General features: G+C 46.4%; 22 protein-coding genes. All 22 read right to left on the reverse strand.

Features of this window, described 5'->3' with window-relative positions:
* Positions 1–139: 139 nt before the first annotated feature.
* The 22 genes from ABK447_RS12240 to fliR all read right to left on the reverse strand — a co-directional run bounded on the left by ABK447_RS12240 (position 140) and on the right by fliR (position 25,696).
* Complete coding sequence (locus ABK447_RS12240; RefSeq protein WP_025284735.1) at positions 140–4,453, reverse strand: PolC-type DNA polymerase III; 4,314 nt, start codon at positions 4,451–4,453, stop codon at positions 140–142.
* A gap of 111 nt (positions 4,454–4,564) precedes the next feature.
* Positions 4,565–6,259: a proline--tRNA ligase gene (gene proS / locus ABK447_RS12245; RefSeq protein ID WP_003154202.1), complete on the reverse strand. Its 1,695-nt coding sequence runs from the start codon at positions 6,257–6,259 to the stop codon at positions 4,565–4,567.
* Between the two features lie 31 nt (positions 6,260–6,290).
* A complete protein-coding gene (rseP, locus tag ABK447_RS12250; RefSeq protein ID WP_099566744.1) occupies positions 6,291–7,559 on the reverse strand; it encodes an RIP metalloprotease RseP in 1,269 nt (422 codons plus the stop codon).
* Between the two features lie 6 nt (positions 7,560–7,565).
* Entirely contained in the window at positions 7,566–8,717 is a 1,152-nt protein-coding gene (gene dxr / locus ABK447_RS12255; RefSeq protein ID WP_197200193.1) for a 1-deoxy-D-xylulose-5-phosphate reductoisomerase, read from the reverse strand.
* Between the two features lie 55 nt (positions 8,718–8,772).
* Positions 8,773–9,570, reverse strand: a complete 798-nt coding sequence (locus ABK447_RS12260) for a phosphatidate cytidylyltransferase (protein WP_007409796.1) — start codon at positions 9,568–9,570, stop codon at positions 8,773–8,775.
* Between the two features lie 3 nt (positions 9,571–9,573).
* The gene (locus ABK447_RS12265) at positions 9,574–10,356 is read right to left on the reverse strand and encodes an isoprenyl transferase (protein ID WP_007611457.1); all 783 of its coding nucleotides are present in this window, start codon (positions 10,354–10,356) and stop codon (positions 9,574–9,576) included.
* A gap of 125 nt (positions 10,357–10,481) precedes the next feature.
* Positions 10,482–11,039, reverse strand: a complete 558-nt coding sequence (gene frr / locus ABK447_RS12270; protein ID WP_003154212.1) for a ribosome recycling factor — start codon at positions 11,037–11,039, stop codon at positions 10,482–10,484.
* Between the two features lie 2 nt (positions 11,040–11,041).
* A complete protein-coding gene (gene pyrH / locus ABK447_RS12275; protein WP_094031707.1) occupies positions 11,042–11,764 on the reverse strand; it encodes a UMP kinase in 723 nt (240 codons plus the stop codon).
* Positions 11,765–11,909: 145 nt separating this feature from the next.
* Positions 11,910–12,791, reverse strand: coding sequence for a translation elongation factor Ts (gene tsf, locus ABK447_RS12280; protein WP_007611455.1), 882 nt, complete (start codon positions 12,789–12,791; stop codon positions 11,910–11,912).
* Positions 12,792–12,890: 99 nt separating this feature from the next.
* Positions 12,891–13,631: a 30S ribosomal protein S2 gene (gene rpsB, locus ABK447_RS12285; RefSeq protein WP_003154215.1), complete on the reverse strand. Its 741-nt coding sequence runs from the start codon at positions 13,629–13,631 to the stop codon at positions 12,891–12,893.
* A 143-nt stretch (positions 13,632–13,774) separates the two neighbouring features.
* A complete protein-coding gene (locus ABK447_RS12290; protein ID WP_012117563.1) occupies positions 13,775–14,242 on the reverse strand; it encodes a DUF6115 domain-containing protein in 468 nt (155 codons plus the stop codon).
* A gap of 27 nt (positions 14,243–14,269) precedes the next feature.
* Entirely contained in the window at positions 14,270–15,034 is a 765-nt protein-coding gene (sigD, locus tag ABK447_RS12295; protein WP_025284732.1) for an RNA polymerase sigma-28 factor SigD, read from the reverse strand.
* 26 nt (positions 15,035–15,060) lie between these two features.
* Positions 15,061–15,561, reverse strand: a complete 501-nt coding sequence (gene cheD, locus ABK447_RS12300) for a chemoreceptor glutamine deamidase CheD (protein WP_060561686.1) — start codon at positions 15,559–15,561, stop codon at positions 15,061–15,063.
* The gene (gene cheC / locus ABK447_RS12305; RefSeq protein ID WP_003154222.1) at positions 15,558–16,187 is read right to left on the reverse strand and encodes a CheY-P phosphatase CheC; all 630 of its coding nucleotides are present in this window, start codon (positions 16,185–16,187) and stop codon (positions 15,558–15,560) included. The genes cheD and cheC overlap by 4 nt, the downstream gene beginning before the upstream one ends.
* Before the next feature lie 15 nt (positions 16,188–16,202).
* Complete coding sequence (gene cheW / locus ABK447_RS12310; protein ID WP_003154225.1) at positions 16,203–16,676, reverse strand: chemotaxis protein CheW; 474 nt, start codon at positions 16,674–16,676, stop codon at positions 16,203–16,205.
* 22 nt (positions 16,677–16,698) lie between these two features.
* A complete protein-coding gene (gene cheA, locus ABK447_RS12315) occupies positions 16,699–18,720 on the reverse strand; it encodes a chemotaxis protein CheA (RefSeq protein ID WP_099320050.1) in 2,022 nt (673 codons plus the stop codon).
* Between the two features lie 5 nt (positions 18,721–18,725).
* Positions 18,726–19,793: a chemotaxis response regulator protein-glutamate methylesterase gene (locus ABK447_RS12320; RefSeq protein ID WP_015239861.1), complete on the reverse strand. Its 1,068-nt coding sequence runs from the start codon at positions 19,791–19,793 to the stop codon at positions 18,726–18,728.
* Positions 19,790–20,683, reverse strand: coding sequence for a MinD/ParA family protein (locus tag ABK447_RS12325; protein ID WP_015239860.1), 894 nt, complete (start codon positions 20,681–20,683; stop codon positions 19,790–19,792). The genes ABK447_RS12320 and ABK447_RS12325 overlap by 4 nt, the downstream gene beginning before the upstream one ends.
* The gene (gene flhF / locus ABK447_RS12330; RefSeq protein WP_039063107.1) at positions 20,680–21,771 is read right to left on the reverse strand and encodes a flagellar biosynthesis protein FlhF; all 1,092 of its coding nucleotides are present in this window, start codon (positions 21,769–21,771) and stop codon (positions 20,680–20,682) included. Before flhF ends, ABK447_RS12325 begins: the two co-directional genes overlap by 4 nt.
* Entirely contained in the window at positions 21,771–23,804 is a 2,034-nt protein-coding gene (flhA, locus tag ABK447_RS12335) for a flagellar biosynthesis protein FlhA (protein WP_007409788.1), read from the reverse strand. The genes flhF and flhA overlap by 1 nt, the downstream gene beginning before the upstream one ends.
* A 33-nt stretch (positions 23,805–23,837) precedes the next feature.
* A complete protein-coding gene (flhB, locus tag ABK447_RS12340; RefSeq protein ID WP_007409787.1) occupies positions 23,838–24,917 on the reverse strand; it encodes a flagellar biosynthesis protein FlhB in 1,080 nt (359 codons plus the stop codon).
* Positions 24,917–25,696, reverse strand: coding sequence for a flagellar biosynthetic protein FliR (gene fliR, locus ABK447_RS12345; RefSeq protein ID WP_003154233.1), 780 nt, complete (start codon positions 25,694–25,696; stop codon positions 24,917–24,919). Before fliR ends, flhB begins: the two co-directional genes overlap by 1 nt.
* Position 25,697 lies beyond the last annotated feature (1 nt).

Genomic DNA, 25,697 nt, shown 5'->3' on the forward strand with positions numbered 1-25,697 from the left:
AGGCAAAATTGCCTGTTCAATACAAAAGAGCGGGTTTCCCCACTCTTTGCCTCGGTAATCGTTAGCATTTCCAATAAAACTATACCATAACCATATATTTAATGCAAATCAAACTCCGCTCGGAGGCTGTGCACAAAGCTTAAAACAGAGACAGCTGATTTTGGTCCGGAAGCGACTCAAGACAGCCGTGACGGTCTAAATACTCTAAAATGGTTTTTGACACTTTTCCGCGTTTTTGAAGATCCTCTTTTGAAAGGAACTCCCCTTCCTTCCGCGCTTTCACAATATTGAGAGCGGCGTTGGTTCCGAGTCCCGGAATTGAGTTGAACGGCGGGATGAGACTGTTGCCGTCAATGATAAATTCCGAAGCGCTCGAACGGTATAGATCGACCTTCTGGAAGGAATAGCCGCGCTCACACATTTCAAGCGCAAGCTCTAACACGGTAAGGAGGTTTTTCTCCTTCGGCGAAGCATCAAGCCCTTTAGAGCTGATATCATCCATCACCGCTCTGATGGCAGTCGAGCCTTTAATCATTGTATCAATGTCAAAGTCATCTGCGCGGACGGTAAAATACGCAGCATAATATAAAAGCGCGTGATGCACTTTAAAGTATGCAATCCGCACCGCCATCAGCACGTATGCGGCGGCGTGGGCTTTCGGGAACATGTATTTGATTTTTTTGCATGAATCAATATACCAGTTCGGCACATTGTTCTTTTTCATTTCTTCTTCCCATTCCGGCGTCAGGCCTTTGCCTTTACGGACGAATTCCATGATTTTAAAGGCCAGTGAAGGCTCAAGGCCCTGATAGATCAAGTAAACCATAATGTCATCACGGCAGCCGATCACTTCGCTAAGTTCACACGTATTGTTGTGTATCAGTTCCTGCGCATTGCCGAGCCATACGTCCGTTCCGTGAGAAAGCCCGGAAATCTGGACAAGCTCGGAGAACGTCGTCGGCTTCGTATCCTCAAGCATCTGCCGCACAAATCGCGTCCCGAATTCAGGAATGCCGAGCGTCCCCGTTTTACAGCCGATCTGCTCTTCAGTAACGCCGAGCGATTCTGTGCCTTGGAAAATCTTCATAACTTCCGGATCATCTGTCGGAATTGTCTTCGGATCAATTCCGCTTAAATCCTGAAGCATCCGGATGACGGTCGGATCATCGTGCCCTAATATATCAAGCTTCAGCAGGTTGTCATGAATGGAGTGGAAGTCAAAATGAGTCGTTTTCCATTCAGACCCCGTCGCATCTGCCGGGAATTGTATCGGTGAAAAATCGTAAATATCCATGTAATCCGGGACAACGATAATCCCCCCCGGGTGCTGGCCGGTCGTTCTCTTAACGCCGGTGCAGCCCTGCACCAGACGGTCGATCTCCGCGCCGCGCATGTGTAGGTTGTGATCGCCCGCATAGCCTTTCACATATCCGTAAGCCGTCTTTTCCGCGACGGTGCCGATCGTTCCCGCGCGATACACGTTATCTTCACCGAACAATACTTTCGTGTAGTTATGGGCATGGGGCTGATACTCACCTGAGAAGTTCAAGTCGATATCGGGTACTTTGTCACCTTTAAAGCCTAAGAACGTTTCAAACGGGATATCATGTCCGTCCTTTTTCAAAGGGGTGCCGCAAGACGGGCAGCTTTTATCCGGAAGGTCAAAACCGGAACCGACTGATCCGTCATTAAAGAATTCGGAATATCGGCAGCTCGGGCACACGTAGTGCGGAGCGAGCGGGTTCACTTCAGTAATTTCCGTTAAGGTCGCCACAAGCGATGAACCGACGGACCCCCGGGAGCCGACGAGATAACCGTCATCCAGAGACCGTTTTACAAGCTTATGAGAGATGAGATAAATAACGGCGAATCCATGACCGATGATACTTTTTAATTCTTTTTCTATTCTCGCTTCCACAATTTCGGGAAGCTCTTCACCGTAAATGCTTCTGGCGCGCTGATAGCTCATTTCACGGATTTCTTCATCGGCCCCGTCAATTTTCGGCGTGTACAGATCGTCTTTGATCGGTTTGATCTCATCGATCATCGAAGCGACTTTCTGCGTATTGTCAACCACGATTTCTTTCGCTTTTTCCGCACCGAGGAAGGAGAAAGCCTCCAGCATTTCATCTGTCGTTCTGAAGTGCACTTTAGGCAGTTCGTGTCTGTTTAACGGGTTGGCGCCGCCTTGGGAAGATATTAAGATCTTCCGGTAAATTTTATCCTCATCGTTTAAATAGTGGACATTTCCCGTAGCCACGACCGGCTTATTCAATTTTTCTCCGAGCTTCGTAATGTTGGCGATGATTTCTTTCAGCGCTTTTTCATCCCGGACGAGCTCAAGCTGCAGAAGGTGTCTGTATACTTCCGGCGGCTGCACTTCAAGATAATCATAGAAGGATGCGATATCTTCAACCTCTTCAGGAGATTTTTGCATCATGCCTTCAAAGACCTCACCCCTGTCACAGGCAGAGCCGATTAACAGACCTTCTCTGTATTTATTAAGCTGCGACCTCGGAATGCGCGGCACTCTGTAGAAATATTGAATATGAGAAATGGACACGAGCTTAAACAGATTTTTAAGGCCGGTCTCATTTACGGCAAGCAATGTAGCGTGATAAGGTCTTGATCTCTGATAAGCATTGGATTGTCCCATATTCTCATTCAGCTGATCATGATAAAAAATGTCTTTTTCAGCGGCATCTTTGAGCATTTTCAACAGCAGGTAGCCCGTTGCTTCAGCGTCAAAAACCGCTCGGTGATGCTGGGTTAATTCGATATCAAACTTCTTACATAACGTATTTAAGCGGTGATTTTTAAACTCAGGATACAGGAAACGCGCGAGTTCCAGCGTATCAATGACCGGATTTTTCGCTTTTTCCGTTTTCAAAAGACGCTTGTACGCCACATTTAAAAATCCCATATCAAAGCTGGCGTTATGAGCCACAAGCACGTCATCGCCGATCCATTCTTTAAAATCCCGGACGACGTCAACGACATCGGGAGCGTCGCGGACCATGTCGTCCGTAATCCCGGTAAGCTCTATCGTCGTTGCTGACAGCGGATGGTGCGGATTGGCAAACGCTTCGAATTTATCGATAATTTCTCCGCCTCTTATTTTGACTGCGGCAAGCTCAATGATGGTGTCATACACTGCGGACAGACCTGTCGTTTCAACGTCAAAGACAACGTATGTGTCTTCTTCCAGGAGACGGTGAGCTGGATTGTATGCGATCGGCACGCCGTCATCTACGATATTGGCTTCCATTCCGTAAATCATTTTAATGCCGTGTTTTTTCGCGGCGGAATAGGCATCCGGGAAAGACTGCACAACGGCATGATCAGTTAACGCAATCGCTTCATGTCCCCATTTTTTCGCCTGTTCGACAAGCTTTCCGATGCCCGTTACAGCATCCATTTGGCTCATCGGAGAATGCAGATGAAGCTCAACCCGTTTTTCGCCTTCAGGAGCGGTGTCTTCACGGGTTTTGGCTTTTATTTCATTCACGTCATTTGCAATCATAACGAGGTCTCTAACGAATGTATCGTTTTGAATGCTTCCCCGCGCCTTCACCCACATGCCTTTTTTCAGCGTTTTCATCAAAGCGGCGTCTTCTTTTTCTCTGGCGAACATTTTTACTAAAATGCTGTTTGTATAGTCCGTGATTTTGAAAATGCAGAGCGTGCGTCCGCTTTTCAGCTCGCGTGTTTCAGCATCAAACACAAACCCCTGCACCGTAATTCTTCTTTCTTCATCCATGATGCTGTCTAGCGTCCGGATTTCTTCGTTCTCTTTAATTTGATAGCCGATGACAAGCGGTCCGGACGGTGCCTGATCCTCATCGCCCTCTTTTTCCTTCTTCTCCATCTCGATAAGCGCTTGCATCGCCCGCTCCTGATCTTCAGCAAGCTTTTGCTCGCGGAATTTCTGGACTTCTTGGTCAGATACGAAAATTTCGGTATCCAGCTGAAGTTCCGGAAAGCCGAATTGGCGGTAGCTGTGCTGAATCAGTGCGCTGTATTTATTTTTGAGCGCAGATGCTTCTGTATCTGTTTTTGTTTTCACGATCAGTTTGTTTCCCTTGAGCTTCGGCTTCTGCTGATTCAAAAGAGCCACCATCGGCGGCGAGGTTCCTTCAAGCTCTTCAATACAGCGTGTCCAATAATCCTGTACAAGCTCCTCTGTCACTGTAGGGTCGATGACCTGAACAGACGATGTGACACGGGCGATGTGAGCAAACGATTGTGTTAACCTCATCATGAATGAGTCATATATTTGATAAGGCAGAAGAGCCTTAAAGCGAAATTGGAAATGCCAGACCTTTTCTGCTTTATGGATTGTCAGTTTATCAATCTCTCCGTCTTCAAAGTATGTCATGAAGGTATCATCTGTCATATTAAGCTGCTGCAGAAGAATCTGAAACTGTCTTCTGTTTACTGATAACTGTTCCATTCAGACAGTATCCCTCCCTTAAAACATCATAAGTGAAGGTACCTCCGCAGGTGTTGAGGTACCTTCTTTTTTCTCTATTTTAACATGATTTTGTATGATTCGTTATGGTGATTACTTCGTCTTGATAAATTCAGAAAGCTCATCCACTGAAACTTCGGCAGATTCACCGGTTTTGCGGATTTTCACTTCTACGATGCCTTCATCGGCACGTTTTCCGACAGTGATGCGGATCGGAAGGCCGATCAGATCAGAATCAGCAAACTTCACGCCTGCGCGTTCAGCGCGGTCATCGTATAATACCTCATAACCTTCCGCCTGGAATTTGCCGTAAAGCTGTTCAGCAAGCTCTTTTTGCGCTTCGTTTTTCATATTCAGCGCCAAAATATGAAGGTCATACGGAGCAACGCTTTTCGGCCAGATCAAGCCTTTTTCGTCGTGATGCTGTTCAGCGATGGCTGAAAGCGTTCTGGACACGCCGATTCCGTAACATCCCATCAGCATCGGCTGCGCACGCCCGTTTTCATCGAGGTATGTCGCATTCATCGCTTCAGAGTAACGCGTGCCTAGTTTAAAGACTTGTCCGACCTCAATCCCTTCAGCGAAACGGATCGTGCCTTTTCCGTCAGGTGACGGATCGCCTTCCTGAATGATTCGAAGATCGGCGTATGCTTTTACAGACGCGTCACGTTCGATGTTTACGTTTCGGTAATGACGGTCTTTTTCATTCGCGCCGCAAACGGCGTTTACCATTACTTTCACGGCTTGGTCGGCATAAATCTCAATGTCGCCGGCAGCGCCGATCGGCCCCGCAAATCCCGGCTCCGTGCCAAGTTTCTCGGCTACTTCTTCATGAGACGCAAGCTCAACCACTTCCGCGTTCAGAAGGTTTTTCACTTTCACGTCATTGACCTCATGATCGCCTCTTACTAACACGAGAACAAATCGGTCATCCGCTTTAAACAGCATTGATTTGATGCAGGCGCTCGGCTCGATCTGCAAGAACGAAGCGAGCTCTTCAATGCTTTTGACATTCGGCGTATCAATTTTCTCCAATGCCTCGGGTGTTTCATCTGACGGCTCGCTGTTCATGACAACTTCCGCCATTTCCGTATTGGCTGCGTAAGAGGATCCATCGGAATAAGCGATGGTATCTTCCCCTATTTCAGAAAGAGCCATAAATTCATGCGTGTCTTTTCCGCCCATCGCGCCCGAGTCGGCAATAACGGGACGGACGTTTAATTCACAGCGTGCGAAAATGCTGCTGTATGCGCCGTACATGTTTTGGTATGTTTCCTCCAGACTTTCTTCAGAAGCATGGAAAGAATACGCATCTTTCATGATGAATTCGCGTCCGCGCAATAAGCCGAAACGCGGGCGTTTTTCATCTCTGAATTTAGACTGGATCTGGTAAAGAGTGAGCGGCAGACGCTTATAAGATTTCACCTCATCGCGCACGAGAGAAGTAATGACTTCTTCATGTGTCGCGCCTAAAGCAAATTCACGGCCGTGGCGGTCTTTCAGACGCATTAATTCAGGGCCGTACGTATACCACCTGCCCGATTCCTGCCATGTTTCAGCCTGCTGAAGGGCCGGCATCAGCATTTCCACCGCGTTGATTTTTTCCATTTCTTCACGCACGATCTTCTGAATGTTTTGAATGACCCTGTAAGCCAGGGGCATGTAGCTGTAAACCCCGCTCGTATTTTGTCTGATAAATCCCGCTCTCAGCAGAAGCTTATGGCTTTTTGCTTCAGCATCAGCCGGCACTTCTCTCAGGGTCGGAATAAGCGTCAAACTTTGTCTCATGTCTTCGCACCTCTGATTTTTTACTAGTCAATTATAAGAATAAACGCTGGATATCGTTCCATGTGACAACCAGCATAAGAAGCATTAAGAAAGCTACGCCGATAAATACGACAAATGCTTCCTTGTCACGGTTTATCGGCTTGCCGCGGATTGCTTCAATGAATAAAAACAGCAGCCGCCCGCCGTCAAGCGCCGGTATCGGCAGCAGGTTGACAATTCCCAGGTTGATGCTTAAAAACGCCGCAAACTGGAATAGGTTGATAATACCGGTTTTTGCAACTTGATCCGTCATATCATAAATGCCGACAGGACCCGAAAGCATATCAAGCTTAAACTGGCCTGTCACAAGTTTGCTCAGATTGGTCAGAATCGCTTTTGTGACATCAACGGTAGATGTCGCGCCATAGGCGATCGCTGCAAGCGCGCCTTTTTCAGTCGGCGCATAAGAGCCGAAGCGGCCGATTGTTTTTTTATTTTCATCTTTTACAGCTTCAGGTGTAACCGAGATATGAAACGATTTGCCGTCCCGTTTGACGGCGACATCGATTTTTTTTCCGGGATTTTCTTTTACCGCTGTCACGATGTCTGTCCATGACCTCATTTTTTCACCGTTAATGCTCTGGATATAGTCGCCTTCTTTTAAACCGGCAGCCGCTGCGCGTCCATTGTCTGTCAGCTTCCCGAGCTCAGGCTGATTCGAAGGCACGCCTTGAATGAATCCAAGCATGACGAGAATGACATACGCTAAGATGAAGTTCATTATCGGACCGGCAGCAATCGCCTTAATCCGCTTCCATACGGGTTTAGACCCGAATTGTCGATTGTAAGGCGCAATCTGCACTTCTTCTCCGTCTACGATAAAAAAGGAGGTCTGACTGACAGTAAAGCCCGCCAGTTCATCTTCTTTCCCCTGCTCGTACCCGGTAATCTTCATTTCGTGCTCAAGATCAGCCGTCTCCACCTCGATCATTAAAGCGTCGGGATATTTTTCTTTTTGATTAATGATGACTTTTTCCACTTCGTCATCTTTATTAAAAAGAAGCCCGACGGTATAACCGGGTTTGACTTCGATCATCTCCGGGTCTTCACCGGCCATGCGGACGAACCCGCCGACCGGAAGGAGTCTGATCGTATACACGGTTTCATTCTTTTTAAATGAAAAGATTTTAGGGCCGAAGCCGATCGCAAATTCACGGCAAAGGATTCCCGCTCTTTGGGCGAGCAATAAATGCCCGAGCTCATGGAAAAAAACGAGCGTTCCGAAAATAATAATAAACGCGATAACTGTATTCACGAACATACCACCTTATGTGAGTATTGAATTAACGTATCCCCGGGTGTCTTTGTCCACTTCTTGGATATCCGCAAGACTCGGATCCTGAATTACGCTGTGGCGGTCCAATGCTTGTTCAATCAGGTCCTCAATCGATAAGAATGAAATCCGTCCGGCAAGAAAAGCGGCAACGGCTTCTTCGTTGGCCGCATTTAAAACCGTCGGCATCGTTCCCCCTATTTTACCTGATTCAAAGGCAAATTGTAAGCAGCGGAACCTTTCAAAGTCAGCTTTCGCAAAATGGAGGTTTCCGATCTCCCATAATTCAAGCCTTTTAGTTTCAGGCAGAGGCAGACGGTCCGGATATGTCAGCGCATATTGAATCGGCACCCTCATGTCCGGATTTCCGAGCTGGGCGATGACGCTTCTGTCGTGAAATTCAACCATCGAATGAATGATGCTCTCCTTATGTAATACAACGTCAATCTGTTCATACGGAATGTCAAACAGCCAATGCGCCTCAATGACTTCAAGTCCTTTATTCATCATTGTAGCCGAGTCAATCGTAATTTTTGCGCCCATCGACCAGTTCGGGTGGTTAAGGGCGTCGGCAATCGTTACAGACTCAAGCTCCTGCCGCGTTTTATCTCTGAAACTGCCGCCGGATGCCGTAATGATCAGGCGCTCGATATTTTTGCTCTGTTCGCCTTGCAGCGCCTGGAAAATAGCGGAATGTTCGCTGTCGACCGGAAGAAGAGGAACGCCGTATCGTTTTGCGTGTCCTTTCACTATATGCCCGGCAGTGACGAGAGTTTCCTTATTTGCAAGCGCAATTGTTTTTTTCTGTTCAATCGCTTTCAAAGTCGGGATTAAACCGACGCTTCCAAGCAGCGCATTGACCACGATATCGACTTCGTCCATGACTGCCGCTTCAATCAGGCCTTCTTCTCCGATGCCGATTTGACATTCATGAGAAAAAGACGCTTCTTTCACTTTTTGGTATGTATCCATGTCGCCGACTGCTACATATTTCGGCTGAAACGTTCTGATCAACGGGATCGCTTTCTCGGCGTTTTTACCGAAAGTCATCGAGACGAGACGGAACTGATCTTGATGCATGCGCAATACGTCTAACGTCTGCTCCCCTATTGATCCTGTTGCTCCTAAAAGACAAATATTCTTCAAAATGCCACTCCCATTCTATGCGTCCAGATCGGTCTTATTTTCATATTAGCCTTTCTCATGAAAAAAGCGCAAGCAGAAAGTATAAGAACGGCATGACAAACAAAAAGCTGTCAAATCGATCTAAAATGCCGCCGTGCCCGGGAAGGATTTTTCCCGAATCCTTCACATCATAGTGCCGCTTAAGCGCTGATTCAACCAAATCCCCGATCTGTCCGAACACAGACAAAACAAGCGTGATGACCAAAAGAACCGGGTATGAAATCGGAAGGTGCGCAAACAGCTGAAAAACAGCCGTAAAAATAAGGGCGATGACAATACCGCCGAGAAACCCTTCCACCGTTTTGTTGGGACTGATTTCGGGCCACAGCTTCCGCTTCCCGAGCGACTTTCCGACGAAATATGCGCCTGAGTCCGTTGACCATATGACAACGCAGGCATAAAAGATATACAAAAGCCCGTTTGTTTCAATGTTTCTGATTTCAATAAAATAATGAAAACACAGTCCGATATATACCGTCGCGAGAACGATAAACCCGACTTCGTCAAACGTAAAAGTGTTTTTCACGAGCACCGTATAGCTGAGCAGAATCAATACGGCGAAAATCGTTACTTCCATTTTCGCATCGAAAAAATGATACTTGTCCGGCATCATATACAGCCATAACAACAAGAGGCTGATCAGACCCGGAAAAGAAAAAAATCTGAGCTTTTTCATCCGCAAAAGCTCAAAAAGCGCTATACTTCCCATCACGTAAACAAATACGGTGAACGGCAATCCTCCGAAAATAACCAAAAATAAAAATAGTGCCGCTGCCAGAACACCTGTTAACAATCTTTGTTTCATTTCCACCATCCTCTAAATTCCGCCAAACCTCCGGCCCCGCTGCTGAAATTCTCCCACTGCCTGCAGAAAGTGATCTTCTTTAAAATCGGGCCACAGGACATCTGTAAAAACAAATTCACTGTAAGCCACCTGCCAAAGCATAAAGTTGCTCAATCTGATTTCTCCGCTCGTTCTGATGAGCAGCTCCGGGTCCTGGATTGATTCTGTCATTAAATGCCCGGAAAAGAGCGCTTCATCAATGTCTTCGATATTCAGCGTGCCGCTTTTCACCTGTTCAGCCAGTGCTTTTGCCGCATTGACGATTTCCGTGCGTCCGCCGTAGTTCAAAGCGAAATTGAGAATCAGCCCGTCATTTTGTTCTGTATCTTTTACGGCCTTCTCAATCGCCCTGTACGTATGAGAAGGGAGCGCGGATTCATCTCCGATAATTTTCACCTGTACATTTTCCTCTATTAATTCAGGAAGATACGTATTCAGGAACTCTTCCGGAAGCTTCATCAAAAAGTCGACTTCCATCTTCGGGCGCTTCCAGTTCTCCGTTGAAAACGCATAAAGAGTCAGAACTTTAACGCCGAGCTGACTTGCGAGCTTTGTCACCCTTTTTACCACTTTCATTCCTTCATGATGTCCTGCAATCCGAGGGAGTGAGCGCTTCTTCGCCCAGCGTCCGTTTCCGTCCATAATAATGGCAATGTGTGCGGGAATTTCACCCTTCAGTATGTCTTCTTTTGTATACCGTTCTAAGTTGGAAGCCGCATTCTGCTGATTCTTCCAATTTTTGAGTATGTTGAGCATGAGATTCCTCCGTCACCCAAAAAGGTTGCGTTGCTGATGATCAATGTAATCAACAGTATTAACAAAAAAACCCCCTGTAAACATGAGAGGGTCTTTTCACATTATCTATTGTACATAGTTTTTCATTAAACTTCCATGATTTCTTTTTCTTTGTCCTTCGTGACGCTGTCAATTTTTGACACATATTCATCTGTCAGCTTTTGAACGTCTTCACTGGAAGCACGAAGCTCGTCTTCTGTAATGTCTCCGTTTTTCTCAAGTTTTTTGAGGTCATCGTTGCTGTCACGGCGGACATTACGGACTGCTACTTTCGCTTCTTCCGCGTATTTTTTCACAACTTTGACAAGTTCTTTACGTCTTTCTTCCGTCAGAGCCGGGATCGCGATGCGGATAATTGTGCCGTCACTTGTCGGCGTTACGCCAAGATCAGCTTTCAAAATCGCTTTTTCAATATCGCCGATTGCCGTTTTGTCATACGGTGTGACAACAAGCATACGCGCTTCAGGCACATTGATGGAAGACAGCTGGTTTAAAGGTGTTTGGGCACCGTAGTATTCTACTGTCACTTTATCCAATAGAGATGGGTTGGCACGTCCTGCGCGGACTGACGCCAATTCACGTGAATAAGCGGCAACCGCTTTTTCCATGCGTTCTTTTGTTTGTGTTAATACTTCGTTTGACAACGTTATTTCCCCCTTACGATCGTTCCGATTGATTCGCCGATTACGGCACGCTTAATATTTCCTTCTTCCATAATAGAAAAGACGATCAGCGGAATATCATTATCCATACATAGTGAAGAAGCCGTAGAATCCATGACTTCCAGCCCGTCTTTTAACACATCGAGATAAGATAATTTTTCGTATTTAACGGCTGACTCATCTTTTCTCGGATCAGCATTATACACACCGTCGACATTATTTTTCGCCATTAAGATCACGTCCGCTTCGATTTCAGCGGCACGCAGCGCTGCGGTTGTGTCCGTAGAGAAATAAGGGTTTCCTGTTCCCGCGGCAAAAATAACAACGCGTTTTTTCTCCAGGTGGCGGATGGCTTTTCTTCTGATGTAAGGCTCAGCGACCTGACGCATTTCAATTGATGTCTGCACTCTGGACTGAATTCCGAGCGTTTCCAGGCTGTCCTGCAGGGCAAGTGAGTTCATGACAGTAGCAAGCATGCCCATATAATCGGCCGTCGCACGGTCCATTCCTAAGTCACTGCCCGTTTTTCCGCGCCATAAGTTGCCGCCGCCTACGACTACGGCCACTTCGACGTCAAGCTCAGCGATTTCTTTTACCTGTTTAGCGATGGATTGGATGACAGTCGGATTAATGCCGTTTCCCTGCTCTCCTGCCAATGCTTCTCCGCTAAGCTTTAAAACGATACGATTGTATTTTGGTTTTCCCATAATAACCTCCAAGTGTAAACATTGCCGTTTCCTATTATGCAAGAGAAAAAAAGGTTTGTAAATATAGTTTTAAAAATAGGGAACACAAGTAGTGTCCCCTATACTGCCTGAAAAGCCGCGAAAGATTCGCCAAGGCTTTCCGCCATTATTTTTTCACTTGGTTCATAACTTCTTCAGCAAAGTTTTCTTGGCGTTTTTCAATACCTTCTCCAACTTCGTAGCGGACGTAAGTTTTAACAGATGCGTTTTTCGCAGCCACAACTTGTTTCACTTTTTCGTCTGGGTTTTTAACGAAAGCTTGGTCTAATAAGCAAATTTCTTCGAAGAATTTGTTCAGACGGCCTTCAACCATTTTAGCTACGATGTTTTCCGGTTTGCCTTCTTGAAGAGCTTGCTGAGTCAGAATCTGACGCTCATGGTTTGCTTCTTCTTCAGACACTTGGTCGCGGGAAATGTAACGAGGATTTACCGCTGCAACATGCATCGCGATGTCTTTTGCAAGATCTTCGTCAGTTGTTCCGCTAAGAACGGATAATACGCCGATGCGGCCTCCCATGTGAAGGTAAGCACCGAACGCTTCGCTGTCTTCTTTTGAAATAACAGCAAAACGGCGAAGAGTGATTTTCTCTCCGATTTTAGCAACGTTGCTTGTGATGTATTCTTCAACAGTAGAACCGTTTTCCATCTTTTGACCCATTGCTTCTTCAAGATCAGCAGGAGCGTTTGCAAGAAGGTGGTCAGCAAGCGTGTTCAGAAGCTCTTTGAAGCCTTCGTTTTTCGCAACGAAATCAGTTTCAGAGTTTACTTCTAAGATAACGCCTTTGTTGCCGTCAGTTTTAATAAGAGTAGAACCTTCAGCAGCGATACGGTCAGCTTTTTTAGCCGCTTTCGCAATTCCTTTTTCTCTCAGAAGGTCGATTGCTTTGTCCATATCTCCGTCAGTTTCAGTCAATGCTTTTTTACAGTCCATCATACCAGCGCCTGTTTTTTGACGCAGTTCTTTTACCTGCTGTGCAGTAATAGCCATTTGAATTCCTCCTTATATGTGTAAACAAGATATGTATAGATACATTTTTCTTGAAAAAAGGTGATAAAAGGCAGTCCCTCTTATCACCTTTTGATTAGGTTACGCAGTTGTCGTTTCTGTTTCAGGTGCAGTCTCTTCAGCAGCTTCCGCTTCTTCTTCGCCTTGCTTCGCTTCAAGAATAGCATCTGCCATTTTAGAAGTAAGAAGTTTGACAGCGCGGATTGCGTCATCGTTTGCAGGGATTACGACATCAATTTCATCAGGATCACAGTTTGTATCTACGATTCCGATGATAGGAATGTTCAATTTGCGAGCTTCCGCAACAGCGATGCGCTCTTTGCGAGGATCGATGATGAATAATGCATCAGGAAGATCCTTCATGTCTTTAATTCCGCCGAGGAATTTTTCAAGACGCTCTAATTCTTTTTTCAATTGAACAACTTCTTTTTTCGGAAGTACTTCAAATGTACCGTTTTCTTGCATTTTCTCGATGTCTTTCAGACGCTTAATGCGTTTTTGGATTGTTTCGAAGTTTGTCAGTGTACCGCCCAACCAGCGTTGGTTGACATAGTACATGCCAGAGCGTACAGCTTCTTCTTTAACAGAATCCTGAGCTTGTTTTTTTGTGCCGACGAAAAGAATTTTTCCGCCTTCAGCAGCAAGGTTTTTAGTGAAGTTGTAAGCTTCCTCTACTTTTTTCACTGTTTTTTGAAGGTCAATGATGTAGATTCCGTTACGCTCCGTGAAAATGTAACGCTTCATTTTTGGGTTCCAGCGGCGTGTTTGGTGGCCGAAGTGAACACCAGCTTCAAGCAATTGTTTCATAGAAATAACTGACATGTGATTTCCTCCTAATAAAATGGTTTTTTTCCTCCGCTTAGGTCATTTTTGTGCAGAACTGCCGTTTGCAGCACCCTCTGCATAAATCGTTAAGCGTGTGTATTTAACACCAAGACATAATATAACACAGCTTTATGCGACAATCAAGAATCCTTTACAGCTTTGCCGCGAAATTTTAAAAACAGCTCGATTTCTGTCTTTCCGCTCTGCATCCGTTTGGCGATTTCCGCGGGGGTGAGCCCTTGTTCATATAATTCTGAAACACGTTCTTCAAACGAATGCGCGCCGTTGTTTTCATCACTTTCAGCCCGTTCCGTTGCACTGATGAGCTTTTCCATGTGGTCCGGAATATCAGGCTCTTCTTTCGGTTCCGCCAGGGGTTCGGCGTCTTCTGCGTCCGGCGCTTGACGGCTTTTTGCGTCTTCGAGTCTTTCATTTTCTTCTTTCAGCTCAAGCAGAAACGCTGCAAGGGTGTTTTCCGTCTCTTCAAGAATCTTCTTCTGCTGGCGCTCCGTCTCCTTGAGGGCTGAAAACCTCGTGTACAGAATAATGACGGCATAAAGCAGTACGCCGTGAAGCACAAAGCTTAAAAGCCATAATAGTGTTGACATGTTTTTCACTCGCTAACCATGAGTTCATTATTGAATTACTTTTTCAAGCAGATGCTTTAATTTAAACAGCGCCTTTGAATGAATCTGTGAAATCCGCGACGTCGAAAGGTTCAGGACTTGTCCGATTTCGGTCAAAGTCAGTTCTTCTTTATAGAATAAACTGACGACAAGCTGCTCTTTTTCGGAGAGCTCGTGAATTTTGCCCGCAAGCTGAGTGATCAGCTCGTCCTTCATGATTTTTTCTTCCGGCGGCACATTTTTGTCATCTCTGATCATCACTTGAATATTCTCACCGTCATCCTGGTCATGAAGCTTTTCATCAATGGATAAGAGATTGGCAAAAAACCCTTCATTCATCGTTGATACTACGTCCTGCTCCGTCATCCCCAGCTCTTCTGCGATCTCTGAAGGCGTCACATTCCGAAGGTAGCGCTGTTCAAGTTTTTCGATCGCCGCTTCGACTTTTTTTGTCTTCTCCCGTGAAGTTCTGGGCAGCCAATCTTCTTTACGCAGCCCGTCGATGATTGCACCGCGAATTCTAAACGAGGCATAGGTATCAAATTTTAAATCCCGGCCGGGGTCAAATTTTTCCAGGGCATCATATAAACCAAGCATACCAAGGCTCATTAGATCGTCTTTATGCACCGATTTCGGCAGTCCGACGGAAATTCTGCCGACATGATATGTGACCAGCGGCATGTAACGGCGCATTAAATCATCACCGGCTTTAGGATCTTTCCACTCTTTCCAGCGCGACCAAAGCACCTGATCTTCATAATTCAAGGATTGCATTGTTATCCCCCTACCTCATACCTTTATTAAATCGTTGTTTCACCTTGTTTAACAGTTCGAATGTGCAGCATGCAGGACTTTGGCTCAAATTCAATCGTCCGGCCGCTTGAGCCGCCCGTATCTTCACTGATGACCGGAATGTTATACAATGAAAGCTGCTCTTTGATGGCCGCTACATTCCTCGGACCGATTTTCATCAGGTCGTTTGTCATTTTAAACTTAAACATCTCCGCTCCCCCGGCGAGTTTTGCCTTCAGGGCAAACTTGCGGCAGCCGACTTTCAAAAGCATATCAATCGTCATCTTAACGGCGGTGTCCGCGTATTTTGCACGGTTGAGCTCCGCCGTTTTTGATAAACCGGAGTCCGGCAGCATGACGTGAACGAGTCCTGCCGTTTGTTTGTCTTTATCGTATAAAACCAGCCCCACGCATGAACCGAGTCCCGAGGTCCGGATTTTATCCGGGTAACGCGCGACTTGAACATCCGCAATCCCCACTTTAACGACTGCGGCTTCCGCACGGCTCATAAAGCCGCACCCAATGAGACGAAGAGCTTTTCAAAAGAATCATAGTCCGGGAGCATAAACATGTGAGCTTTGAGCTCCTGCCGGCTGCCCTGGTCAAAAATAGAAGTATCCACGACAATGGCATGCTCTCCGACTTGGCTGAGCTCCATCAGCCCTTCACTGATAACCGCGCCGAACATATCAAGTGAGATTTCCGGCACGCTCGGGTAAATCTCAAGTTTTGTCAAATCAGCCAATGCCGTTAAATAGGAACCTGCTAAAATATTGCCGAACTCATGTAAAGCAGAAGAACTCAAATGATCTTCGCCCAACTGGTCAATATCAAAATCCGGATTTCCGATCAGCTCTCTGATAAACTGTTCCGCCTGATGGAAAGGCATGATGAGAAAGATAGAGCCGGTCATGTCGCCTTCCATTCTTAAAAAGATACTGGCGACCGGCGTTTCAGCCCCGCCGAAAAAATCAGCAAGCTCATCAAATGTCAATAAAGTCGCAAACGGCACTTCCATGTCTATCTTTCTGTTCAGCAGCTGAGCCATTGCAGAAGCCGAGTGACCCGCCCCGATATTTCCGACTTCCCGCAAAATATCCATCTGCTCTTCTTTGATCGCTTCAAACTTACTCATGTTGTCTTTTCCCCTTTAAGCATTAGGCTCTCCGGACGCAGATGCCGAAGCACCTTTATCCAGCACCGCATGCGCATCGATAATATTGAGGAGCCTGTTATCTTGCTTGACGATCTGTTTAATCCACACATCCGTTTCCTTTGTCTGGCTTTCAGGCGCGGATTCGATTTCATTTTCATGCACGGTGATGACGTCATTGGCCTCATCCACGACCCATCCGACATCAGCGTCACGGTAAGAAATAATGATAATCCGAGTCTCTTCTGTGATGTCCTGTTCAGGCTGATTCAGACGTTTTCTTAAATCAAGAACCGGGGTAATCACTCCGCGCAGATTGATAACGCCGCGGATATAAGATTCCACACCCGGGACCCTCGTCGGTTTTTGCCACTTTTCAATTGATTTCACCTGGGAAACTGAGATAGCGTATTCTTTCCCGTTTATCATAAACACAATCATTTTTTCACCTGTTTTGATTTCAGCAGTCATTCGGGCACCTCCTCGTGTCGTTTTAGTAGATCAGCGCATTGCAATCAATAATCAGCGCCACTTCTCCATTTCCGAGAATCGTAGCGCCGGAAATCGCAAAGACGTTCGTCAAATAGTCGCCGAGTGATTTCAGTACGACTTCCTGCTGTCCGATAAAAGAGTCCACGACAAAAGCAGTGGATTTATCGCCCTTTTTCACGACGATTACATGGAACTGATCGGCATCCTGTTTTGAATCCGTAATGCCGAATTCTTTTTTCAGATAGACGATCGGAACGATTTGGCCTCTGAAATCAATCACTTCTCTGTCATGCGTCTGCAGGATATCTTTCTTATCAATAACAGCCGTCTCTATAATAGAAGAAATCGGTATCGCAAACGTCTCTTCTTCCAGTTTAATGAGAAGAACGGATATAATTGAAAGTGTCAGCGGAAGCTGGATACTGAAAAGAGAACCTTGACCTTCCGCGGATTTGACACTGACAGAGCCGCCGAGTGATTCGAGTTTATTTTTTACGACATCCAGGCCGACGCCCCGCCCTGAAATGTCAGAAATTTGATCGGCAGTCGAGAAACCCGGAGCAAAAATAAGCTCGTAAATCTCATTATCTTCAAGCGTTTCAGCATCACGTTCGGTGATTACACTCCGCTCGAGCGCTTTTTCAAGAATTTTCTTTCTGTTCAGGCCGGCCCCGTCATCTTCAACCTCAATAAAGACGTGGTTGCCGCTGTGATATGCCTTAAGCACAACATGACCTGATTCCGGTTTTCCTTTATTCACCCGTACTTCAGGCGATTCAATGCCGTGATCGATGCTGTTTCTGATTAAATGAACAAGCGGATCGCCGATTTCATCAATCACCGTGCGGTCCAGCTCCGTTTCAGCTCCGATGATGGACAATTCGATTTTCTTGTTTAATTCTTTTTGAAGCTGGCGGATCATTCTCGGGAAACGGTTAAAGACGGTTTCTACCGGCACCATCCGCATATTAAGAATAATAGACTGAAGGTCGCCCGAGATTCTGGTCAGGCGTTCAACGGTTTCAGTCAGCTCATTGTGGTCAAGCTCTTTGGCGATCTGCTCAAGACGTCCGCGGTCAATGACAAGTTCTTCAAAAAGGTTCATTGAAGAATCCAGTCTTTCAATGTTGACGCGAATCGTTTTCGAGCCGCTGTGATGCTTCGGCTGTTCTTCCGTTTTCGCTTGCGGCTTAGGCTGTTTCTCAGCCTTTTTAACCGGAGCTTCCTTCACCGGTTCAGCCGCTTGCGGTTTTTCGGCCGTTTTTAACGGCGCACCGGCAGAAATTTCGACATTCTCCACTTCTGAAATGCCGCTGATGAGTTCTTTAATTTCTTCAGCAGGCTGCTTTGTTAAGAAACACACCTGAAAATCCGTTCCGAAATCTTCCGTCTCAAGCACTTCCGCGGCGGGTATCGTTTTTGCGACTTCCCCGGCTTCATTCAGCTTTTCAAATATCATGTACACGCGCACGGCTTTGAGCATGCAGCTTTCATTCAGGGAAACCGTTATTTCATAGCGGCTGAATCCTTGCTCTTCCGCCTCTTCAATAACAGTCCGTTCGAACTCATCATAATTCCATTCAGTTGAAGCCTGTTGTTTTGAAACCGGCGGTTCTGCTGTTTCGGCTGAAGCCGCAGTTTCATGCACCACCGCATTTACGTCGAGCTTCGCACTCACTTCAGAAATATCACGTTTGCCGTCTCCTCCGTCAATAATGGACTGCACCATCTCTTCAAGATGATCAAGCGCTTCAAACAGCACGTCCAGCCAATCTGATGTAACGGGCATTTCTCCATTGCGGATAGCGTCCAGCACATTTTCCATCAGGTGGGTTAAATGCGCCAGATCTGTATATCCCATCGTTGCGCTCATGCCTTTCAGCGTATGGGCAGCTCTGAAGATGTCATGCACAAGCTGAAGATCTGCCGGATCTTTTTCCAACAGCAGCAGCTTTTCGTTACATGTCTGTAAGTGCTCTTTACTTTCATCAATAAAGACATCTAAATATTGATTCATATCCAATTGATTCACACCCTCTCTTTTTTCACACATCCGGTGATGGATGCCGCGATATCTTCCACATGTTTAATCTCATGAATGAGGCCCGCCTTTATCGCTGACTTCGGCATTCCGAACACAACACAGGATTCGTCCGATTCCGCAATCGTTTTAACGCCGCCTGTTCTGAGCATTTCTTTTACGCCCTCGGTTCCGTCGCTGCCCATGCCGGTCATAATGACGGCTACCTTTTCGTAATCGGATAAGCGGCTTGCCGACCGAAACAAATAATCGGCTGACGGTTTATGCCGGCTTTCGGTATCATGAACGTCAAGAATGATGCGGAGCCTTCCGCCTTCCTCTGCAACCGTCATATTTTTTCCGCCGGGCGCGATGTACACCCATCCGTCTTTCGCTTCTTCACCGTTTTCCGCTTCTTTGACCTGAATATCTGACAAATGGTTGAGTCTGTCTGCAAGTGAAGCGGTGAAGCCTTCAGGCATGTGCTGAACGACAAATACAGGCGCCTTTAAATCCTTCGGCAGTTTCGGAATCACCTTTTGCAGAGCCCGCGGTCCGCCTGTAGAGGTCGCGATGAATACGGCCTGCTTGGCGGATTTTGCTTTCGGTCTTTCAAATCCCGCCAAAGCCGGACGTTCCGGGATAGAAGACTCTTTCACTGCCGCCTCAGGTTTTTGTGCGCAGGACAGCCCGGCTGCAATCACCCTCTCAATCAGCTGCTCTTTAATTTTATAAAGATCAAGTGAAATCGCTCCGGAAGGCTTGGTGATAAAATCAAAAGCGCCCATTTCCAGACAGTTGATCGTTTGGTCCTTCCCTTGCTGTGTCTGGCTCGATACCATGATTACGGGAAGTTTATATATGCTGATGATCTTCCGCAATGTGTCCGTTCCGTTCATGACCGGCATTTCAATATCAAGCGTGACAACATCAGGCTTGAGAAGCTCTATTTTCTTCAGCGCCTCTTCCCCGTTTCTGGCTGTCCCGATGACTTCTATCTGCACTTCCGCAGCCAGAAAATCGGTAATCATCTTTCTCATAAAAGCTGAGTCATCAACGACAAGCACACGAATCACTGTAAAGTCCTCCTCAATAAAAAAGAAGATAATCTCTCAATAAATGCCGGTTTCTCTTCTCTTGGTTTGTTTTCTTCCGTTTGAAACAAGACATCCGTCAGAAGACGGACGGACCTGCTGGCTTTTGCTTGAGGACTTTTTATTAAAAAAGGCACCTGGTCAATGACGGCTTGACTTACTAGCGGGTCATCGGGTATGGAGCCGGCGAAACGCACCTCCGCGCCTAAAAACGTGTGAATTGCATGAGAAAGGCGGTTGTACGTGTCCAGCGCCTGTTTTTGGGCACGGGCGCGATTGACGGCAATGTTTACGGTCAGCCGTTCATCCGCGAGCAAGAGATGTTTGATCGCGCTGTAGGCATCCATAATGGCCGTCGGCTCAGGCGTTGTCACGGCGAGAATGTCTTCCGCCGATAAAATAAACGGCAGCTGTTCTTTTGAAAGTCCCGCTCCCATATCAAACAGAACGTAATCAAAATCGCTTAATACAGCGGAAAGACCATTCATAAAAGCCGCCCACTTCTCTCCGTCTGCTTGATAGATCGCCTCAAGCCCCGTTCCTCCGGATATGTAGCGAAGGCCTTTCGGACCGGAGGACAGTGATTGCGCCAACGCGTGCCGATTCTCCATCACATCAATAATGGTGCGGGAAGAAGCAGCGCCGATCAGCACATCAATGTTGCCCATTCCGATGTCAAGATCAATGATGAGTGCTTTTTTTCCTTTTTCCTGCAGGGCAACTGCCATGTTTAATGTTAAATTAGATTTTCCGACGCCGCCTTTACCGCTGATGACGGCTAATGTCTTCGCTTTTTTCTCATAAAGCTCCGGCTTGATCATTTGCCGCTCTCTCATTTTCCTTCTTAATGACTCTGCCTGATCGGGTTTCATGTCAAAAGCATCCTTACAAACTCTTTTGGTGAAGCCGATAGGATGTCTTCAGGCACATCCTGTCCATTTGTCAAATAGGCGGCGCCGATTCTTGATTCCGACAGCACTTGAAACACGGAGCCGAGTGAGGCGGTTTCATCCGTTTTCGTGAAAATGAATTGATTGACCGGCACACCTGAAAACTGTTTCAGCACCTGTTTCATATCGTCATATTTTGCAGATGCCGATAATACGAGAAAGGATTGTAAGCCTGATTCAAACGGAATCATCTCTTGTAATTCCGTAATATACTGCTCTTCTTTAAAGTTTCTACCGGCTGTATCAATGAAAACATGGTCATATTCAGCGAATTTTTCCAGTGCCTTCAGACATTCTTCCTTTGAATAGCATACTTCAAGAGGAGCCTGAAGCAGCTCCGCATATGTCTTCAGCTGCTCGACCGCGGCAATCCGGTAAGTATCCGTCGTCATAAAGGCAATTTTTTTATGCTCTGTCAGCATTGATGAGGCCGCGAGTTTCGCAAGTGTAGTCGTTTTACCGGCCCCGGTTGAACCGAAAAGCACGACGTATTTTGATTGAATCCCTTCCTGCCACCTGTCTGCCGAAGGGAGTTTTTTCACTAACAAATCCTGCAGTTTTGAGCTGACATTATCTTCAGTTAAATCTCCGGAAACAATTGAAGAACGGAGCAATTCACTGAGTACGGCGTTTTGCGTATGATTAGGAAGCCCGGCTTGCTTCAATAGTCTCTCGGCTTTTTTTAATGGTTCAGGGAGCACTTCTTTAAAATGCGCCAGTTCGCCGGAAATACTTTGATCCGGAAGACGCGGCGGCTGAACAGGCTCAGCTTTCTCCGCCGTTTTCGTCTTTTTCAATTCTTCAGCGGCAGCCGGCGGCGTTTTTCTCGCTTCCCTGACGTCACGATCTAAAACCGCTATCACTTCGACGGCCTGCTGCGACCGCAGCCCCAGCCATTTTCGTTTCTTTACTTGTTTGGAATGTAAAATAACGGCATCATTGCCGAGTTCCTTTTTGATTTGCTTCGCGGCATCCTGCATTGAAGCGGCTGTAAATTTTTTTATTTTCATTAAATATCCACCACTCCAATGCTCTGTACTTCAACATTTGCTTCCAGCTCATTATAAGAAAGAACCGGAAGATCAGGGAAATACCGTTCTAACAGCTGTTTTACATACATTCTGACAGCAGGCGAGCAAAGAAGAATCGCCGACTCCTGGCGGATGGAAAGCTGCTCGGCCTCTTTAGCGACAGAACGGATGATGCTGTCTGAAACCTCAGGGTCGAGTGACAGGTAATTGCCCTGTTCAGTCTGCTGTACCCCGTCTGCAATCGCTTTTTCCACCCGGCCTGAGCATGTGATGACCTTCAGCGTTTCATGCTCTCTCGCATATTGTGCCGTGATTTGTTTGGCAAGCGACTGTCTCGCGTATTCTGTCAAAAGATCTGAATCTGTCGTTAATCTTCCGTAATCGGCAAGAGTTTCAAAAATGGTCACCAAGTTTCTGATTGAAACTTTTTCTCTCAGCAATTTGGCAAGCACCTTTTGAATATCGCCGACAGAAAGAGGGTTTGGCGTGACTTCCTCAACAAGCACAGGATAATTTTCCTTCAGATGATCGATCAGCTGCTTTGTTTCCTGTCTGCCGACCAGTTCATGGGCATGCTGCTTAATTTTTTCTGTAATATGCGTAGATACGACTGATGCCGGATCAACAACTGTATATCCCAGCATGTCCGCTTCATCTTTTGCAGCTTCGCTGATCCATTTTGCGGGAAGTCCGAACGACGGCTCTATCGTTTCAATTCCTTCAATGACGTCATCTTCAGGCGTCGGTGACATCGCTAAGTAATGATCTAGCAGGAGCTCTCCTTTAGCGACTTCATTGCCTTTAATTTTCAATCTGTATTCATTCGGCTGGAGCGCGATGTTATCTCTGATGCGCACAACCGGAATGACAAGTCCCAATTCAAGCGCAAGCTGACGTCTGATCATGACGATACGGTCAAGAAGATCACCGCCCTGCCCCGCGTCTGCAAGCGGCACGAGTCCGTATCCGAACTCAAATTCAATCGGATCAATATGTAAAAGCTGCACAACGCTTTCCGGGCTTTTCAGTTCATCCGCCTGAGCCTCTTCTTCAAGAATTTCTTCCTCTTCTTCGCTCGGCTTATCCGCTTTGGACAGCATGTAAGCGCCGAATGCAAGCAGACCGGCGATCGGCCCCGTCAGCAGAATGCCGATCGGTGTAAGAAGACCGAGCAAAAGTACAGTTCCCGCGGCTACATACAAGAGCTTCGGATAAGCAAACAACTGGCCTGTAATATCATGACCGAGGTTTCCTTCAGATGCCGCTCTCGTCACGACAATCCCTGTAGCCGTTGAAATGAGCAAGGCCGGCATTTGAGAAACGATACCGTCACCGACCGTCAGCATTGTAAAGTGAGACGCAGCTTCTTGTATGCTCATCCCCTGCTGCAGCATGCCGATTACGATTCCGAAAATAATATTGATCATCACGATGATGATCCCCGCGATGGCATCCCCTTTGACGAATTTGCTCGCACCGTCCATAGCGCCGTAAAAATCCGCTTCCCGGGCGACTTTTTCACGTCTGTGCTTTGCATCCTGCTCCGTAATCATGCCGGCATTTAAATCCGCGTCAATACTCATTTGCTTTCCGGGCATCGCATCGAGCGTAAATCTCGCCGCCACTTCCGATACCCGCTCGGCGCCTTTTGTAATGACGATAAACTGAATAATAATCAAGATAATGAAGACAACAAGCCCTACCAGCACATTTCCGCCGACAACGAAATTCCCGAATGTCTCAACAACCTTTCCCCCTTCTCCGTGAGAAAGAATCGAACGTGTCGTCGACACATTGAGCGAAAGCCGAAACAGCGTCAATAACAGCAGCAATGACGGGAATATCGAGAATTGCAGCGGTTCTTGCATATTCATTGTGGTGAGAAGCACGATCAACGCAAGAGAGATATTAATGATGATCAAAATACTTAACAACCATGGAGGGAATGGAATCACCAGCATTGCCACAATGAGGACAACACTTATTAAAACCGATAAATCTCTTGTTGACATGCTGTTTTTCTCTCCTTTTGAATCTGAAATTCACTATACTTTTTGTTTCGTTTTATATACATAAGCCAAAATTTCCGCAATGACTTTGAAAAACTCTTCCGGCACGGCCTGGTCAATGTCAACCTGATCATATAACGCACGTGCGAGCGGCCTGTTTTCAATCGTCATGACATCGTGTTCTTTGGCGATCTGTCTGATTTTTAATGCGAGATGGTCGACCCCTTTGGCAACAATGTAAGGGGCGTCCATTTTCTTTTCATCATATTTTAAAGCTATCGCATAATGGGTCGGGTTGGTAATGATGACATCCGCTTTCGGCACTTCCTGCATCATCCGCCTCATCGCCATTTCCCGCTGCTTCTGCTTAATTTTGGACTTGATTATCGGATCACCCTCCGATTTTTTGTATTCATCTTTTATATCCTGTTTTGACATTCTGATATTTTTCTCATAATCAAAACGCTGATATAAGTAATCAAGCCCGGCCAGCAGCATTAAAGCCCCTGATCCCGCAAGCCCCATCCAAAGAGTGAGCTTGGAAACGAAAGTGAGCACTTCCGCAGGAGTCAAAAGCGGAAGGCGGAGAATATCGCCATAATGCAGCCAGAGCACCATAAAGGCGGCAAAACCGACCACAGTAATCTTCAAAATGGATTTGACCAGTTCAACAATCGCCCTCATGCTGTAAATCCGCTTAAATCCTTTCAGCGGGCTGAGCTTATTCAAGTCAGGCTTGAGGACTTCCGCAGAAAACAGAAAACCCACCTGCATGTAATTGCTCACGACACCTGCCACAAGCGCGACCAGCATAATCGGCGCGAGGATGAGGCTGATATCTTTCACCGTATCCACGAACAGTTCATGCACGGCAGATGCAGACAGATGTAATGATATCGATTTCGTATAAAACGTTTTAATAAAGGACAGCAGCCTGTCCCGCATATAAGGACCGAGCGCGATCAGCGAAAGAAAGATAATCAGTAAAGAAACGGCTGTATTCACATCCGTACTTTTCGCGACCTGTCCTTTCTTTCTTGTATCCTTCCGTTTTTTCGGCGTGGCTTTCTCCGTTTTTTCACCGGCAAAGAATTGCAGATTCAGTCTGAGCCTCATCATGTCACACCGACCAATGCCAATAGATTCCGCATGGTTTCAACGGTAAGGCTGAAGATGTTGCGGACAACGACAAACATCACCGCCATACAAACGATCAGCATAATAAAGCTCACAGCTATTTTCAGAGGAAGCCCGACAACGAAAACATTCAGCTGCGGCACCGTTCTCGCCACGATACCGAGCGCCAAATCAACTAAAAACAGACTGGCCACAACCGGCGCAGACATTTGAAAAGCGATAATAAACATGGCATTGAAGCTTTTTGCGATAAAAAGTCCAAAGTGATCATTTCCAAACGACGGAAATGCCTGATCAAGCGGGATATACTGAAAGCTGTAATAAATCCCGTCCAATAAAAGATAATGGGCGTTTACGCTGAGCATAAATAACAGCGCCAGCGTATAAACGAATTGTCCGATCAGCGGGCTTTGCGTTCCTGATTGCGGATCAATGACATTGGCGATGGAAAAGCCCATCTGAAAATCAATAAAGGAACCTGCTATCTGAATGGCTGTCATCATCATGAAAGCGATCAGCCCGAGGCTCAAGCCCACAACGGCCTCTTTTATGACAAGCAGCATATACTGTTCCCCTATTTCTATTTCCGGCGCATGTTTCAGCGTGCTGAAGCAGATCACCGAAAGAAAAAAAGCAAAGCCGATTCGGTGAACCGCCGGCAGATTCCGATGCCCGAACACCGGCACCGTTACAAAAAAAGCAGAGATTCTGATAAAGACCAATAAAAAAGCGGGAAATAAATCAATGATGGAATTCATT

This window comes from Bacillus sp. hwrm1 (assembly GCF_040207805.1).
Taxonomy (GTDB): domain Bacteria; phylum Bacillota; class Bacilli; order Bacillales; family Bacillaceae; genus Bacillus; species Bacillus velezensis.

Bases quoted from the DNA above. Each gene is read 5' to 3' on its own strand.
- ABK447_RS12240 (WP_025284735.1), bottom strand. From the start codon at position 4,453: ATGGAACAGTTATCAGTAAACAGAAGACAGTTTCAGATTCTTCTGCAG.
- proS (WP_003154202.1), bottom strand. From the start codon at position 6,259: ATGAGACAAAGTTTGACGCTTATTCCGACCCTGAGAGAAGTGCCGGCT.
- rseP (WP_099566744.1), bottom strand. From the start codon at position 7,559: ATGTTCGTGAATACAGTTATCGCGTTTATTATTATTTTCGGAACGCTC.
- ABK447_RS12260 (WP_007409796.1), bottom strand. From the start codon at position 9,570: ATGGTGGAAATGAAACAAAGATTGTTAACAGGTGTTCTGGCAGCGGCA.
- ABK447_RS12265 (WP_007611457.1), bottom strand. From the start codon at position 10,356: ATGCTCAACATACTCAAAAATTGGAAGAATCAGCAGAATGCGGCTTCC.
- pyrH (WP_094031707.1), bottom strand. From the start codon at position 11,764: ATGGGAAAACCAAAATACAATCGTATCGTTTTAAAGCTTAGCGGAGAA.
- tsf (WP_007611455.1), bottom strand. From the start codon at position 12,791: ATGGCTATTACTGCACAGCAGGTAAAAGAACTGCGTCAAAAAACAGGC.
- rpsB (WP_003154215.1), bottom strand. From the start codon at position 13,631: ATGTCAGTTATTTCTATGAAACAATTGCTTGAAGCTGGTGTTCACTTC.
- ABK447_RS12290 (WP_012117563.1), bottom strand. From the start codon at position 14,242: ATGTCAACACTATTATGGCTTTTAAGCTTTGTGCTTCACGGCGTACTG.
- sigD (WP_025284732.1), bottom strand. From the start codon at position 15,034: ATGCAATCCTTGAATTATGAAGATCAGGTGCTTTGGTCGCGCTGGAAA.
- cheD (WP_060561686.1), bottom strand. From the start codon at position 15,561: ATGAGCCGTGCGGAAGCCGCAGTCGTTAAAGTGGGGATTGCGGATGTT.
- cheC (WP_003154222.1), bottom strand. From the start codon at position 16,187: ATGAGTAAGTTTGAAGCGATCAAAGAAGAGCAGATGGATATTTTGCGG.
- cheW (WP_003154225.1), bottom strand. From the start codon at position 16,676: ATGACTGCTGAAATCAAAACAGGTGAAAAAATGATTGTGTTTATGATA.
- ABK447_RS12325 (WP_015239860.1), bottom strand. From the start codon at position 20,683: ATGAAACCCGATCAGGCAGAGTCATTAAGAAGGAAAATGAGAGAGCGG.
- flhF (WP_039063107.1), bottom strand. From the start codon at position 21,771: ATGAAAATAAAAAAATTTACAGCCGCTTCAATGCAGGATGCCGCGAAG.
- flhA (WP_007409788.1), bottom strand. From the start codon at position 23,804: ATGTCAACAAGAGATTTATCGGTTTTAATAAGTGTTGTCCTCATTGTG.
- flhB (WP_007409787.1), bottom strand. From the start codon at position 24,917: ATGAGGCTCAGACTGAATCTGCAATTCTTTGCCGGTGAAAAAACGGAG.
- fliR (WP_003154233.1), bottom strand. From the start codon at position 25,696: ATGAATTCCATCATTGATTTATTTCCCGCTTTTTTATTGGTCTTTATC.